The organism is Candidatus Hydrogenedentota bacterium (assembly GCA_035416745.1).
GTDB lineage: Bacteria > Hydrogenedentota > Hydrogenedentia > Hydrogenedentales > SLHB01 > UBA2224.
Window position 1 is genome coordinate 1 of the sequence record DAOLNV010000017.1, and the last position, 15,252, is coordinate 15,252.

Below are 15,252 nucleotides of genomic sequence, written 5' to 3' on the forward strand. Positions count from 1 at the left end.
CGCCGAGCGCCAGCTCGGCATTCTTTTGCCGTCTGCCCCGTCGGCGCTCCGGAGGAGGCATGCCGTCCGTCCTTGGCGCCCCGGAGACCCCATGCCGCCGCCGTTGGTGCTTTGGAGGACGCCTGCCGTTGGCCGTTGGCGGGGTTATCTGACCACGGCAAGGAGATGGCGCCCCTGGGAGCGCCGAGCGCCAGCTCGGCATTCTTTTGCCGTCTGCCCCGTCGGCGCTCCGGAGGTCCCAAGGGGGATCGTGGGAGAGTCGTCCGGGACATCGGGTAGCCCAGACGTTTCGCTGACCCGGGCAGGGGCTTACCGCAATACGCCTCTACGGAGGGCTGCCCCGCGCGCAGCGTAATACGTGCCCACGGCGCACCCGGCCCTCCGAACAGCCATTCGGGACGGCAAAGCGCCAAACCGGCCCAGCGGCGGTTACTTCGCCAGGCGGAAGCCGGTGTCGGCGTCCGTGGCCGATGGCTCGGCATAGTAGCGATACGCGGAGCGGCAGTAGCTGCCGCTGAAATACCAGCTGCCGCCGCGCAACACGCGGGTCGAGCCCGATGCCGGCCCGGCCGGATCGGTCGCGGGGCTGGCCGAATAGTAGCCGGCGTCGTACCAGTCCTTACACCATTCCCAGACGTTCCCGCTCACGTCGTACAGGCCGAACGCGTTCGGGAGGCCTTGGCCCACCGTGTTCGCGTAGTATTCGCCTGACTGCTCGGCACTGTCATTCCACCACGCGTAATCGTTAATCTCGACGTAGTCCGGGTCGTCGCCCCAGTAGAACCGGGTCGCGGCGCCCGCGCGGCATGCGCACTCCCACTCGGCCTCGGTCGGCAACCGGAACGTCCTGCCCGTCAGGCTGTTGAGTTGCGTGATGAACTGCTGGGCGTTGTCCCAGCTCACATACACCGCCGGAGTGTCCGGCTCATCCAGCACGGACCCTTCGCTTGCCCAAGGCTCGGTTCCCATCACCGCAGTCCATTGGGCTTTTGTCAGCTCGTACTTGCCCATCCAGAAGCCGTGCGTAAGGGTCACCGAATGCTGAGGGTCTTCTTCGGGTGAACTGTCCAGTTCGCCGGGGTACCGTCCCATCATGAAGGTGTCGGGTTCGATCCACAGCATGGCGAGCGGCACGTTGCCCGGGAGGATGATGGTCTCCTCGTTTCCGCCGCCGCTCTGGTCGAGCATGATGCTGTCGCTTACTACAGAAGACTCGCCGGCGTCGTTCCGCACCTTGAAATACACCGTCTTGGCGCCGTTGCCCGAAGACAGCGTAAACGACGGCGCTACCGAATACGGGAGCCATGGCGCCCCGGCAAAGATCGACGACTCCGACGCCATATATTCCGTTGGCGCTTCGGAACAGGTGTTATTGAGCGTCACGGCGGCCGACGGCGCAGCAGCCGCGCCATCGTTGATGGCGAACGAGGTCACCGCGGGTCTGTTCCCGGGCGGACAACCGACAAGCGCCAGGGCAACGACCGAAAGAATAATCGTGGCAAGGTTGCGTGCAATTGACATGGCCTTTCCCTCCCGTGGTTTTCCGCCGGACCAGGGACGACACGATGCAGGCTTGCCTCTGCCTGGTTCAGCGGGAACGGACACGCGCCGATTCTTCCAAGCGGCCAGAGTTGGTTGTGGCTGCATGTTCAATTGTGCGTATTCTGAGGCGATGTGACCCCGAAATGGGGATGGCGCACCAATGAATTCATCCCATCCCGCGGCACATCGTCTTGATGCGGCCCGCCGGGCCACCCTGGGCCGGTTGTTTGCCGTCAGAGCCGGTCTCCGTTTCGCCCGGCAACTCCCATGTTACGCGGCGGCGAATCCATGATTCAATGGTCTGGTCGCAGGCGTTGTTTCCGGGCCGTTTCGAGACGAAGTCGCGCTTCACGGTTTCCTGGCTGAACCCACATCCTCGGATGTTCTTCCCCCGACGCTGGCAATCACGAAGTCCACGAGTTCCTCGCTTTGAAACCACCCGGGCCACATGTCATGGCCTCGCCCTTTGATGACCATGATTTCCATTTGTCCGCCGTATCGGTTGTATTGTTGGGCCAAGGCGGAGGAATTGGCCTCGAGGGGCACGGTGTCGTCGCTGTCGCCGTGGATGTGAAAGATGGGAACGCGGGCTTTCGCCAACGGTTCCACGCGGCTGACGGGGTTGTGCGCCTCGAGTTGGCCGGCGAGTTGCTCTTCGGTCATGCCGTACGCGCCGCACGCTTTGTCGAGGCCGGGGTAGCTTCTGATATCGCAGACCGGATAGATGCCGGCAATGGCGCCTACGCACTCGGGATGCTCCACGGCCCAGTTGTAGAGCATCAGCCCGCCGCGGCTTCTCGCCAGCAGGCATGGCTTCTTCGAGAACCCACGCTGCTCGACAAGCCGTTCGTATAATGACGTATAGAGCGCCCGCCCTTCCGGACTGCCATACGATTCACCCACATCGATACCGGCGACGGCGATGCCCGCATCCGTGAAGCGTTCGAACATCCATTTCTCTTCCGGACCCGGATAGGGTGCAAGGCTTGGCGCGTACCACACCCACGGATTCGTCTCGGCAGGTTGCTTCGGCGAAATCAGAAATGCGGTGTGGCCCTGAACCTCAAAGACCTCGCCCGACACCGGCAGGTCCTTTGAGGGCTTCGCGGGTGCAAGCATTTCCAGGGGCACGACGAGCACGTCAAACGCGAATACCTCGCGCTGCTCGGGCACGATGCGGGACCACGGATGAAGCGAAACCTCCGGCGCGTTTGGGAGCGCGTCGTCCACATGGTAGTCCTGAACGTATGAATTGGGCAGGGAAACCGTACTGTATCCTTCGGGCGTCTGGCCGCGAAAACGGAGCCGGCCCGTGGCGTCGACCGCAGCCACGATGGTCACCCGGCCCGAGGACGAAGCAGGCTGCGTAGCGCACAAAATATGGGGGCCCGTGAAGACGGACACGTCGCGCAAGCGGGCGCGCTCTCCGGCCTTCGGCGTCGCGAGCTTTTGAAAGCGCCGCCCTTCGAGCGTCAGGCCGATGGGCAGAATGCACGAGACTGACGCCGTTTCACCGGCGCGGAACGTGCCGTCGAAGCGGAGATAGCCGTTCTCGGTCGACGGCATGATTTCCTTGCCGGCGAATCGGACCTGCTCAACGCCCATCGCCCAGTGGGGCACGCGAAACCAAAGCGTGATGTTCTCAGCGGGCGGGCCCTCGTCCTTCGGCGCGAGCGTCACGTCCATGTTGACGCCGATGGCGCTGGCGCCGGAATCCGTGCGCACGGCCACGCGCCAGTCGCGCCCGCCGGCCTTCACAGACGACGCAAAATCGAGCGCGAAGTTCACGTAGATGCCCCGGTCTGAGCCGGCGGCCAGATAGGACTTGGCAATGTGCAGCGCCAACGGGCCGGCGAAGCAGCAACAGTAATCGGCCTCGAGCATGCTGTCGGCCGCGAAGGGTCCGGCGATCGGGTCGCCGTCGAAGTACAGGTCGCCGTAGCCGCCGTTTTCGCATTGACTGGCAGGATACTGGTTGTGAAGCAGGCGATCGGCGACCTCGAGATAGCGCGTTTCGCCTGTAAACCGCCACAGGTCAAGACAGAACCGCAACCAGTCGGCCTCGCTGCACGTTTCGCCCGCCCGGTAGAACACGTCCCATCGTTCGCCGATGCCGCCAATGGGCCAGACATACCCGCCCGCGACCGCCGTGTCCCATTTCGCGCGCGCGCGGTCGAGGTATTTCCGGTCGCCGGTGATCTCGTAGAGGTACAGGATTCCCCGCCAGGCCGAGAGGTTGCCGTGGCTGTGGTCGATGGGGAGAACGTCGAACCTCGAGAAGAACTCGGCCATCCGCTGCGCCTGCGCGAGGTAGCGCCCGTCGTTGGTCTCGCGGTAGAGCATGGCCAATCCTTCGATGGCCGGGAAATAATTGCATGTATAGCTGTGACCGTACGTACCGCTGGCGCGATAATCGGAATCCCGTTGGGGATCGCAGAGTTGATCGGCCGTTGCAACATAGAAATCTCCCAGCCGTTTGGCCGCGTCCAACGCCGCCGGGTCGTCGTATTCACGCGCGCAAACGACCAGGCCGGCCAGCAGGCGGGCATTGCCCCAGAGCAGGCAAATCGTGGGCGAATCCTCGGCAAGACCCTCCTTTGTCAGATCCACATCGACGCCGAAGTGCCCGTCCGGCTTCTGGAATTGAGAATTCCGTTCCCGCGTTATCGCGGCCAGTACCGGCGCCAGCGTTGCAGGCGATTTCTGGCCGGCCGGGCTGGTCAACGCCGTCAATTCGATGAAACGGCCGGAAACATCACCGCTGAAGTTTGTGTATCTGCGCTCCACCTCGAACGACAGGTCGGCCAAGAGCCACTCCTCGGTATACGGGGCCATATCCATCCGCGCGACGCCGCGCCGCAACGCATCACCCAACGTCCCGCCGAGTTCGACGTCCCGAGGGTTCGCCAGGACGGCCTGAGGCCAGGACGCTGGTTCCGCGTTCGCGTTCTGGAAAACCGCAAATCCCTGGCTGGTGATGGCAAGTACGAGAACCGCCGAGATCGGATTCATATTGCTCATGCTGTATCGCCTCCTGCGATGAAGGTTACGTCGAGCACCAAATCGTTCTGCCTGAGCCGGCAGAGGCCCCGGTTCAGCGAAAATTGGACAGCCGGCGCTCCCCGCGTGGCACGAATGCCGCCGTTCGCCTGCGCCTTTTCCGAAACGCATCCTCTTGAGCAGCCCCGCGGGACTATGGGCTGGCAGGGGACTCTCGGGCAGAGCCGGCCTCCGTTTCGCCCGGTAACCGCCATGGTACGCAGCGGCGAATCCCTGATTCAACGGCACGGGCTGCCCTGCCAAGAAAATTCAAAGAAAAAGACCTGGTTCCGCAAAGGTTTTTCTCGCCGTTTCGATGCCACTATTCCTTGTGAAACGGGGCGGTCCGGCACCATGCCGCCAAAAGGAGGAATTACACGCATGGAAACCACGAATTGGCACTGGCGAAGGGAGTACCCGGTGGCTCCCGCGAAGCTTGACGCCGTGAACGAAGCGCGGAGTCTCTGGCATGAAACTCCCGGCGAGATCGAAGATGCCCTCGAGTACGGCCGCGAGAAAGCCCGGCTGTTGCGATGGGTGCGGCGGCATATGAAATCCAAGTTGTCGGCGCGCGAGCGCCGTTGCGTCGAGCTGTTGTTTTTCCGTGGGCTGACGTACCGCGAGGTGGCTGAGCGCACGGGGACACACCCCTCGGTGGTGCACCGCGCGGTTCAGCGCGGCCTGGTCAAACTGCGCCGGCAGTTGGCAGACCGCCGCACCCGCGCACGGCTCCGGGTTACGCGCTTCGAGAATGCGGCAACGCGGGGGCGCAGGGAATAATGCGTTCGATAAGGAGAACGGGGTATACTAAGCGCTTCCGATGGTCTGGCATGCGTGACCGGCCTGTGCCTTGCCGGCCGGTAAACCAGAAAAGGCGCGTTCGACACGAATCCCGTGCAAACAGCCACGCCCCATGAGCATGCCGGGAGGGACCGTACCGGGAGGAGAAGCTACATGATTACTCGCGAAGATGCTTTGAACTACCACAGCGTGGGACGGCGCGGCAAAATCGAGGTTATTTCCACGAAACCCTGCCAGACCCAACGCGACCTGTCCATGGCCTACACCCCGGGCGTTGCCGAGCCGTGCCGCGAGATCGAGAAAGACCCCAGCCTTGCGTATGACTACACCGCGCGCGGGAACCTGGTCGCGGTGGTGACCAACGGGTCGGCCGTGCTCGGGCTGGGCAAGATCGGCGCGCTCGCGGGCAAGCCCGTCATGGAAGGCAAGGGCGTGTTGTTCAAGCGTTTCGCCGATATCGACGTGTTCGACATCGAATTGGACACAAACGACCCCGAAGAGATTATCCGGGCCGTCAAGCTCATGGAACCGACGTTCGGGGGCATCAACCTCGAGGATATACGCGCCCCCGAGTGTTTCCTGATCGAAGAACGGCTCAAAGCCGAGATGGATATCCCGGTATTCCACGACGACCAGCACGGCACCGCGATAATTTCGGGGGCGGGACTGATCAATGCGCTCCAGATCGCCGAGAAGGACATCGAGAAGGTGAAAGTGGTGTTCAACGGCGCCGGGGCCGCGGGCATTGCTTGCGCCAAGTTCTACATCGCGCTTGGCGTGAAGCCCGAGAACGTGATTCTCTGCGACAGCACCGGCGTCATCTACAAAGGCCGCACCGACCGCATGAACCCGTACAAAGAGGCGTTCGCCGTCGAGACCGGCGCGCGCACCCTCGAGGATGCGCTTGAAGGCGCCGACGTCTTCGCGGGCCTTTCGGTCGCGAACTGCGTTTCGAAGAAGATGGTGCGGGCCATGGCCGACAGGCCCATCATTTTTGCCATGGCCAACCCCGATCCCGAGATTACGTACGGGGACGCCCTCGAGGCGCGCGACGACGTTATCATGGCGACGGGCCGGAGCGATTACCCCAACCAGGTCAACAACGTGCTCGGCTTCCCGTTTATTTTCCGCGGCGCGTTGGACGTGCGCGCCCGCGCCATCAACGACGACATGAAGATCGCGGCCGCCTATGCCCTCGCCAACCTCACCAAGGAACCCGTGCCCTACCAGGTGGAAAAGGTTTACGGCGGCGGGCGGCTGCGCTTCGGTCCCGAATACATAATTCCGAAACCGTTCGACCCGCGCGTGTTGATTTGGGAGGCGTCGGCGGTGGCTCAAGCAGCCATGGAAACCGGCGTGGCACGTATCGAAATCGACATCGAGGAATACCGCGAAGAGCTCGAGGGCAGGCTGGGAATGTCGCGCAAGGTCATGCGGGTGATGATCAACAAAGCCCGCACGCACCCCAAACGGATCGTCTTCCCTGAGGGTGACCAGCTCCCCGTGATCAAGGCATGTGAAACCATCCTGGACGAACGGATGGCGCAGCCCATACTCCTCGGGCCCAGACAACGCATCGAGGCCATGGCCGAGGAGAGCGGCATCCCCCTCGATAGCGCCCTCGAGATTATCGACCCACGGACCACTGACCGTCACGACCGGTACGAGCAGGAGTTCTACCGCATGCGCCAGCGTAAGGGCGTCACGGTTTCGCTGGCCCACGAGTTGATGCTGTTGCGCAACTATTTCGGGGCCATGATGGTCCATCTCGGCGAAGCCGACGGTATCGTGTCCGGCCTCACCACGAATTATGCGGACACGCTGCGGCCGGCGCTCCAGATCATCGGTACGCGGCCGGACGTCCGAAAGGCTGCCGGAATGACGATACTGGCCATGCGCGACCAACTGTATTTCTTCGCCGACGTGTCGGTGACGATCGATCCCACGGCGGAGGAATTGGCCGACATCGCGATCCTGTGCGCGAATCGCGTGCGCGAGTTCGAACTCGAGCCCCGGCTCGCCATGGTGTCGTTCAGCAATTTCGGCAGTGTCCAGGCCCCCGAGGCCGAGAAGATGCGCCGTGCCGTCGAACTGGTGCGCGAACGCGCGCCCGGTCTGAAAGCGGATGGCGAAATGCAGGCCGATACCGCCATCTCGCCGGACATGCTCGAGGAGAACTTCCCGTTCTCGGACCTCAAGGGCGGGGCCAACATTCTCATTTTCCCCTGCCTTAATTCGAGCAATGCCGCCTGCAAACTCGCGCAACGGTTCAGCGGGGCCGAGAGCATCGGACCCATCCTTCTCGGCATGAACAAGCCGGCCCACATCATGGAGTACGGCGGCTACAACGAGGCCGACATCGTCAACATGACAGCGCTGGCCGTCGTCGACGCCCAAGGCGCCGTGTCCGACCTGCTTCGAAAATAAGGCCGGCGCGGAAAAAGGCCGTCCGTTGATCCGGCTCATACCCGAGCGGGTGGGGCTGCTTGTCTTCATCGTCATGCGCGGCATCGCGAGCAGCCCGGGCGTTTGAACTCTCCGCACTTCGTTTGCTATACTTGTTTGGTTTTGCCGCCGGGAAACGGGGCGGCGGTTTCAGAAGTGTGCCTGGCTCAATCCGTTAATCCGCCGCATGCATAACAGTTGAGGACGAGTTGTGGTAGAGCGGACGTTCGTGATGATAAAGCCCGACGCCGTCGGGCGCCGCCTCATCGGCGAGGTCATCGGCCGGTACGAGGCAAAAGGCCTGAAACTCGTGGGCCTGAAGATGCAGATCGTCTCAAGAGCGCTGGCGGAGAAACATTACGCCGAGCATCTTGGCAAACCGTTCTACCCGGGGCTATTGGATTTCATTACGTCGGGTCCCACCATCCAGATGGTGTGGGAAGGCGAAGAGGCCATTGCCATGGCGCGCAAGCTCAATGGGGCCACGAACTCGCGCGAGGCGGATGCCGGCACGATTCGGGGCGATTTCGGTCTCACGGTGCAGAACAACCTCGTGCACGCATCGGACGCGCCGGACACGGCCAAACGGGAGATTGCCCTGTATTTCGAGCCGGCGGAATTGTGGGAGTATTCGCAGCCCGGCGAAGCTTGGCTGCGTGAATAAACAGCGGTTTGGACCGAGCAGGAAAGGAGGCCATCGCATGGCTGGTGGACGTAAGGTTCGTCGCGCGAAGATCGCCAAACACAAACGCAAGAAGAAGCGTCGCGCGAACCGCCACAAGAACAAGTAGCAAGCGGATGGCGCGTCTCGGTTCGGGTGTTTTGCAAACGTACCACGGCCCCGGTTTTCGGGGCCGTGGGCGTGCGTGTGACAATGCGGCACGGACCTGCACGGGATGTGCTGGAGGTGGTCGATAATGGCGGATGAAGAGAAGAAGATTCTCATCGATGAAGACTGGAAAGCCCAGGTAGCCCGCGAGAGAGAACAGGCCCGTGCCAAGTCCGGGGAGAAAGCCCAGGAAGCCCCTCAGCCGGCCGCAGACACAAAACCTGATGCTGAAATGCCTGAGGAAGAGCCCGTCGAGGCCAGTTTCACGGCACTGGTCAACAGCCTGGCAGCGCAGGGGCTGTACGCGCTCGGCGTCATCGCTCCCCAGGACGCCAAAGAGGTGTATGTGGATATCGCGTCCGCGCGCTTCATCATCGACACGCTCATGATGCTGCGAGAGAAAACCAAGGGCAATCTGACGTCCGAGGAGTCCGGTCAGCTTACGGGCACCCTGGCGGATCTCCAGCGTTTCTATGTGGCGCGTGCCCAACAGGTGCATGAGCAGACCTTGAAACAAGCGGGGGTCGATCTGAAAAACCTGCGCAATCCCAAGGCGTAAGCGGCTCGGGCGCCATTAGAGAGAGAAGGAGGCGAGCCATGCCTGCCTATGTCGTCGTTGGTATGCAGTGGGGCGACGAGGGAAAAGGAAAGATCGTCGACTACCTCACGAAGTATGCCGAGATGGTGGTCCGTCATCAGGGCGGAAACAACGCCGGCCACACGGTGGTGGTGGACGGGAAGCAGACCATCCTTCATCTTATCCCCAGCGGCATTCTCCACAAGGGCATAACGTGCATCGTCGGCAACGGCACAGTACTGGACCCGGCGGTCGTCATCCAGGAACTGAACAGCCTGGAAGCCGCGGGCTACGAGACCCACGGGCGCTTGTTCTTCTCGGATTGCGCCCACGTGATCATGCCGTATCACAAGCTGCTCGACAAGGCCCAGGAGCGTTTCCGGGGCAAAAACCGCATCGGCACCACGGGCCGGGGCATCGGCCCCTGTTACGCCGACAAGGCCGACCGCATCGGGATCCGAATGGGCGACCTGGTGAACGAGCCCATCTTCAAAGAGAAGCTCGCGGCCGTCCTCGATTACAAGAACGGCGTACTGGAAAAGGTGTTGAACGAGGCGCCGCTGCGCTTTGAGGACGTCTTCGAGGAGTACCGGGTCTACGCGGAGCGGTTGCGCCCCTTTGTTACGGATGCGGTAAAGCTGGTGCACGACGCGGTCGCGGCCGACAAGCGGATCGTCTTCGAGGGCGCCCAGGGCGCCATGCTGGACCTCGATCACGGAACCTACCCCTACGTCACGAGCTCGACCACGGTGTCGGGCGGGGTATGCGCGGGCGCCGGGGTAGGCCCCACCAACATCCACGGCGTAATTGGGATCGTGAAAGCCTATACGACCCGTGTGGGCGAAGGCCCCTTCCCCACGGAGTTGACCGATGCCCTGGGCGAGCAACTGCGCACGCAGGGGAACGAGTATGGCGCCACCACGGGGCGGCCCCGCCGCTGCGGCTGGTTCGATGCGGTGCAATTGCGCCGCGCTTCGAAACTCAACGGCATGACCGCAATCGTGTTGACGAAGCCGGACGTGCTCAGCAACCTGGACCCGATCAAGATCTGCACGGCGTATCGGGTGAATGGCAAGGTCACCAAGGATTTCCCGACGGGCATCGATGTCCTCGAGAACATCGAGCCCCTGTACGAGGAGATACCGGGCTGGAACCAGGATATCTCGTCTTGCCGCACCTGGGAAGAGCTGCCCGAGAAAGCCCAGCGCTATTTCCTGCGGATCGAGGAATTGCTTGGCGTGCCCGTATGCACCGTCAGCGTCGGACCCGGCCGTGAACAGACCATCGAACGCATCGATCCATTTGCCATCGATGCCTGCGGCGCCGGGCACGGATTGACGGGAAATCCCGCATGAGGTTTACCGCGCGTCATCGCACGTTCTCGCCATGACGACAAGACGCCCATATGCCTTTGGCCGCGGCGCCCGGCTTTGCTGCCGGGCGCTTATGGTTTTCGTGGCGGCAGCGGCCTGTGGTTGCCTCGCCGGTCCCGAGCCGATTCCCCCGAAGGAAGCGCTCAACCGCGCCCACCAGCGCATTACGCGCCTGCTCGACGAGGAGCGGACCCAGTATCCGGCCGCCATGGCCATCGAGTCCCCCGAGATACCCGCGGACCCGGCCCGTATTGTGGTCTGGTATCCGTCACACCCGATCATCGCGGCAGGGCTTAGACGGCCCGGCGGACCGGCCGCTTTCGAACAGGCCCATCCCGGGCTGAAACTTGATGGTCAGTTCATCGGCGAATGGCATGTGGCGGTTCAGAAGCTTACGGTAGCTCTGGCCGCCGGTGACGTGCCGGATATCGCGGTGGTCGAGCGTTCGTGGGCGGCCCGCCTGGCTCAGGCCGGCCGGCTCATGCCCCTGGACGGGTTTCTTCCCCTGGAGGTACTCGACGATATCCATCCGGCGGCGCGCGACGCCTACGCGATGCAGGGAAGGGTGTGGGCGTTGCCCGCGGACGGTTTCTGCAGCGTGTTGTTCTTCAATCGGGACCTGGTGGCGAACGCGCCAGAAACGTGGGACGAGCTGCGCAACGCCGCGCCCGGGGCCAAGGCCGTCCGCGCCATCGGTTACGTCCCCTTTGTCGAATCGTTGTGGTCAGCCGGGGGCCGGGTGTGCGAACTCAATCAGAGCGGCCTGACCGCGCCAGCCGCGATGCGCACGCTCGAGTTCCTGCTGGAGTTGCGCGACTCGGGACGAACCGAGGCGCGGATGTTGCAGGATCCCGCGTGGGGATTCTCAGCATTTCTCAACGGCGACGTCGCCATGACGGTGGGGTCATCGGAATGGCTGCCACAGACGTTTGATGTGAAGTTTCCGGTGGGCATGGCACCAGTGCCGGGAGAGAGCGGCCCGGTATCACGCCTGGGAGACATGGCATTGGTCGTTTTCGCAAAATATGCCCCCGCGAAACGCAACGGTATTGTGGCCGTGTTGGATTTCCTGACCGGACCGACCGTGCAAGGCACGGAGGCGGCGTTTCGCGGCTCGATGCCCGTGCGGCAATCGGTGGCGGACACGGCCGAGATTCCCGCGGGGCTGCGCGAAGCATACGCCGCAGCTCAAGCGCCGCCTTTCACGGGCGTCTGGAGCGCCGCCGAATTCGAATTGTGGAGTGCCCTCGAGCTGACGTATCGCTGGGCGGACCAAACGGAAGACTCCCGGAACAAAGCTCAATAGGCGCCACGCGGACCGTGCCACGGCGAAATAGAGGGCTGAAACTAAGTCTCCTCCGCCCCTCCGGGGCAGGATGATGGAGTTGGCTTATCCCGGGGCTGCGGCCTGCCGCCTCTTGCGGGGCTCCGGACTTGATCTCCGCGGTCACCGCAGCGCGGGCGTCTCGCCTGCAGTTTCCGGGTAGAATGAGCATTTTGCTCATGATTGGCATCCGGGGTTATGTCTGTTGGAGACCTGCGGTCGTAAGAGTGGCATGGTCGGGAGACCATGCCACAGCGCGGGGGTGAGGAATGGATGGGTGTCAAGGGTGTGAACGGGTGAAAGGTGTGAAGGGTTTGGAGGACGCGCCACAGCGGGGACGTGCATGTTGTCTTCGCAGCGGAGGGCCGGTTGGAAAACCGGCACTCGGCTGAGCGAAAAACAGTGATAGGTGATACGTGGGGCCGGGGGATACTTGCCGGAGCCGCTCATCCAAACCCGAAACCCGCTGCACGGAAACAGGTGTTGTGCTTCTCGTTTCGGTGCCCGCTATTTCGTCTTCATCTCGTGCATTTCGTCGCTTTGCCGCTATAGGTTCTTTTGCACTGCAACCACGTATCATCACGCCGAAACAGAAGCTCTGGCTCAAAACGAAACCGGCGGCGAAGGCATCTTCGCCGCCAGCACGTAAACGTTCTCTCGAACGTCAGGATCATTCGGGGATCAGCCACGCCTCCGCGACCTGGCATCCGCGTCCTTCAACACGCTGCCATTCGAGGTCGAGAACGCCGTCCGCCGTCAATTCCTTCGGCAACACGAAGTCAACGGGCCATATGGGATTGGGCTGCGCCATGGGTCCGTGTACCTCGTGGCCCCCGTCAGCCACGAGCCGCATCGTTGGCCTGAACCGCCCCGCATAAGTAACGCGCAGGGTGTAGGCCTTGGCGGGGTCCAGCCCTTCGTAGTGCATCTTGAGGGGGGTAACGAACAGCGTCTGGGCTTGGTCGAGCCAGGACAGCCGGTCGTCGGTGTACTCGCGCGTCCTGTTGTCCTGGCCGCGGGCATGTTCGCACTGCGGCCCGTTGACGAAACCGGGGTCTTCCTCCCATGTGGTCTGCTTGACGAGGTGAGGCTGTTTCCAGGCGCATCCGAGGTCGTCGTACAACGCGCCGGGTTTCGGATTCTCCCACGTGAGGAGCCGGTCGATGACGGCATTCCGCTCATCATCGCTGGCCAGGGCCGGAAGCGTTGCGATCTCCTTCATGAGCCACAGCCTGTTGCTGAGCGGAAGGTCGATGCCGTCGAGAATGGCCCCGCGCTCGGGGTTAAGCGCAAAATAGGGCGGCAGAACCGAGAGCTGCATCCCGATGCTCTCATGCATCGCCATCGAGACCTCCTCAATGCGCTTCCGAAGCTCCGGACGCACCTGCGGCGGCGGGGTCTGACTGAGTTTCGTGTGCAGCGCGGCCGCCGCTTCGCCAACTCCGGTTCCCCGAATGCCTTCCAGGGCAGTGTAGATTTCCTGTTCCTGTGCGGTCTCGGCGGCCAACCGCGCGCGGATATACCCGTCGCAAAGCGCACGCAGCAGGTAGAGCTGGAACCGCCAGTTGCCCGACAAATCGGCCCCGCCCCGTTGCTCGAGGGCCTGCCAATGCGCCAGCGTCGCGTCGATGCCAGCATTGTCCAGAACCGGGCCAACCCAGTTGGCTTCCAGCATGTAGAGCCCTTCTGCGACGTCATCCGCGTACGCCTCCCCGAAGAACGCCCGCGCGTACTCGCGCACAATGCCTTTTACGTCCGCTTCCGGATTCCAGGCCAGGGACGTCCAGATCATCTTGTTCAAGTCGTCGTGGCATCCATCCGAATAAGACACAAAACCCTGTGCCAGCGGCGCGAAAAGGTTATGAATATGGGCGGTGCCGATGGGCCTGGGATTTGAGCATTCCCGGCCGATCAACTGGGCAAACGCGCGGTCCCAATCCGGCACCGGGTACTGGCACCGCACATTGTGCGTGATATCGGGGTAGCGGCGAATCGCATAACGGGACGGCGTGCGCTCGCGCTCTTCCTTCAAGGAGATCTGGGTCCACGGCCCGAAGATCACGCCTGTCAGCCACTCCGGCTGGTTGTCTTGAAGGTATTTGAAGAATACTTCGTTCTGCTCAACGGTAAAACCTTGGTTCGATACCCACAGGCCCGCTTTGGGGAAGTGTTTGTGCAGCACCCCGGTCATCTCGGCGAGCCAGGGCATGAGGTCCTGGGGTTCCGTGTCTCCCGGATCGCCCCCAGGCACCATGACGTGATCGATTCTGGGATACGCCGCAAACAAGGCGTCGCGCGCCTCCAATGCCTGCTTGTATTCGTCCGGGTTCTTGACGTTCTCGCCGAGCGCCAGGAAGAGCCACACGTCGATCCCGTAGGAATCCAGCATCGCCGACACTTTCCGGTTCATCTGCTCCTGCGGCAGCGGCATGATCTGGTTGCTCTCTTTGTCCTCGTCCAGGCTCGGGATTACTTCAATCGCGTTCGCGCCGAAAATGATGCAGTCGCGCACATACTGCTCGTACACTTCCACGGTCCACGCATCGTAGCTGTTGGCCGTGTCGCGGTACCCAATCTGATGGCCCCGCATGGAATACACCGGCGCCGAAGACACCGACAGGCTCTCGGGCAGCGTGATGCTGCCCTTCCCTAGTTCCGCCGTACGAATGAGGTGTCCCACAGCATACAGCGCGCCCCGCTCGTCATGGCCGACAAGATACAGCGTGGCGCCGTCGCAATGAACCGCATACCCCTCAGCCTTGTCCGGCACCTGCACCCCCCCCGGCAACGCAAACGATGCGGGCAACGTAGCGGCCGTTCCAAGCACAATCGCCGGCGAGGCGCCGGGTGCTCCAGCCAGAGCAATCTGCACGCCGCTGCGCTTCTCGAGCTCCTGTTGGAGCATTTCCCCCGCCTTCGCAAGCAGCGCGTTCCCTTCCGGAACGTACAGTTGCGCCTTCGACCAATCCACCTCGCCCGGCGCTGCGGCGGCCGCAGCAGCGGGAGGAGCCGCCGGGACTTCAGCCGGCGCGGCTGCCCGCGGCTCAGCCGGCTTTTGGACCGGAGCGGCAGGACCGGTCTCGCTCTTTTCCTGAACACACGAAGTCACACAACAAACGAGCAAAAGCACCAGGGCTTTCGCAATCATATCCGTGGCAATACCCAGACGCATCGTTTCTCCCCTGTCTGTTTTTTGTTCCCTGCACGCACCTTCGGCCTCACGGCACAATGCCCCCGCGAGGCCGGCACTTCGGAACACCCGTAGTACACCCATAATACCAATTTTGGGGACACAATACTCAATTATGATTGCTACACCCGC

At 62.7% G+C, this 15,252-nt stretch carries 10 protein-coding genes; 6 read left to right on the plus strand and 4 right to left on the minus strand.

The features are described from left to right. Positions 1–429 precede the first annotated feature (429 nt). From PLJ71_07825 to PLJ71_07835, 3 genes are all read right to left on the minus strand, one after another. Complete coding sequence (locus PLJ71_07825; protein ID HQM48582.1) at positions 430–1,521, minus strand: formylglycine-generating enzyme family protein; 1,092 nt, start codon at positions 1,519–1,521, stop codon at positions 430–432. A 187-nt stretch (positions 1,522–1,708) separates the two neighbouring features. Then, positions 1,709–1,894, minus strand: a complete 186-nt coding sequence (locus PLJ71_07830; protein HQM48583.1) for a hypothetical protein — start codon at positions 1,892–1,894, stop codon at positions 1,709–1,711. Further along, complete coding sequence (locus tag PLJ71_07835) at positions 1,891–4,563, minus strand: glycoside hydrolase family 127 protein (protein HQM48584.1); 2,673 nt, start codon at positions 4,561–4,563, stop codon at positions 1,891–1,893. The genes PLJ71_07830 and PLJ71_07835 overlap by 4 nt, the downstream gene beginning before the upstream one ends. 399 nt (positions 4,564–4,962) lie before the next feature. Here PLJ71_07835 and PLJ71_07840 point away from each other — a divergent pair, with 399 nt between their 5' ends. The 6 genes from PLJ71_07840 (at position 4,963) to PLJ71_07865 (ending at position 11,912) form a co-directional block, all read left to right on the plus strand. Next, positions 4,963–5,361 (plus strand): sigma factor-like helix-turn-helix DNA-binding protein, encoded by a 399-nt coding sequence (locus PLJ71_07840; GenBank protein ID HQM48585.1) that lies wholly within the window; start codon positions 4,963–4,965, stop codon positions 5,359–5,361. Positions 5,362–5,535: 174 nt separating this feature from the next. Further along, a complete protein-coding gene (locus PLJ71_07845) occupies positions 5,536–7,809 on the plus strand; it encodes an NADP-dependent malic enzyme (GenBank protein HQM48586.1) in 2,274 nt (757 codons plus the stop codon). A 229-nt stretch (positions 7,810–8,038) separates the two neighbouring features. Then, positions 8,039–8,491: a nucleoside-diphosphate kinase gene (gene ndk, locus PLJ71_07850; GenBank protein ID HQM48587.1), complete on the plus strand. Its 453-nt coding sequence runs from the start codon at positions 8,039–8,041 to the stop codon at positions 8,489–8,491. A gap of 253 nt (positions 8,492–8,744) precedes the next feature. After that, on the plus strand, positions 8,745–9,215 hold the full coding sequence (locus tag PLJ71_07855) for a DUF1844 domain-containing protein (protein HQM48588.1): 471 nt from the start codon (positions 8,745–8,747) through the stop codon (positions 9,213–9,215). Positions 9,216–9,253: 38 nt separating this feature from the next. Beyond that, positions 9,254–10,588 (plus strand): adenylosuccinate synthase, encoded by a 1,335-nt coding sequence (locus tag PLJ71_07860; protein ID HQM48589.1) that lies wholly within the window; start codon positions 9,254–9,256, stop codon positions 10,586–10,588. Between the two features lie 31 nt (positions 10,589–10,619). Next, positions 10,620–11,912 (plus strand): extracellular solute-binding protein, encoded by a 1,293-nt coding sequence (locus PLJ71_07865; protein ID HQM48590.1) that lies wholly within the window; start codon positions 10,620–10,622, stop codon positions 11,910–11,912. Between the two features lie 688 nt (positions 11,913–12,600). Here PLJ71_07865 and PLJ71_07870 read toward each other — a convergent pair. Continuing rightward, the gene (locus PLJ71_07870; GenBank protein HQM48591.1) at positions 12,601–15,102 is read right to left on the minus strand and encodes a hypothetical protein; all 2,502 of its coding nucleotides are present in this window, start codon (positions 15,100–15,102) and stop codon (positions 12,601–12,603) included. Positions 15,103–15,252 lie beyond the last annotated feature (150 nt).

Bases quoted from the DNA above. Each gene is read 5' to 3' on its own strand.
- PLJ71_07840 (HQM48585.1), top strand. From the start codon at position 4,963: ATGGAAACCACGAATTGGCACTGGCGAAGGGAGTACCCGGTGGCTCCC.
- PLJ71_07855 (HQM48588.1), top strand. From the start codon at position 8,745: ATGGCGGATGAAGAGAAGAAGATTCTCATCGATGAAGACTGGAAAGCC.
- PLJ71_07835 (HQM48584.1), bottom strand. From the start codon at position 4,563: ATGAGCAATATGAATCCGATCTCGGCGGTTCTCGTACTTGCCATCACC.
- PLJ71_07860 (HQM48589.1), top strand. From the start codon at position 9,254: ATGCCTGCCTATGTCGTCGTTGGTATGCAGTGGGGCGACGAGGGAAAA.
- PLJ71_07870 (HQM48591.1), bottom strand. From the start codon at position 15,102: ATGCGTCTGGGTATTGCCACGGATATGATTGCGAAAGCCCTGGTGCTT.
- PLJ71_07825 (HQM48582.1), bottom strand. From the start codon at position 1,521: ATGTCAATTGCACGCAACCTTGCCACGATTATTCTTTCGGTCGTTGCC.
- PLJ71_07845 (HQM48586.1), top strand. From the start codon at position 5,536: ATGATTACTCGCGAAGATGCTTTGAACTACCACAGCGTGGGACGGCGC.
- PLJ71_07865 (HQM48590.1), top strand. From the start codon at position 10,620: ATGACGACAAGACGCCCATATGCCTTTGGCCGCGGCGCCCGGCTTTGC.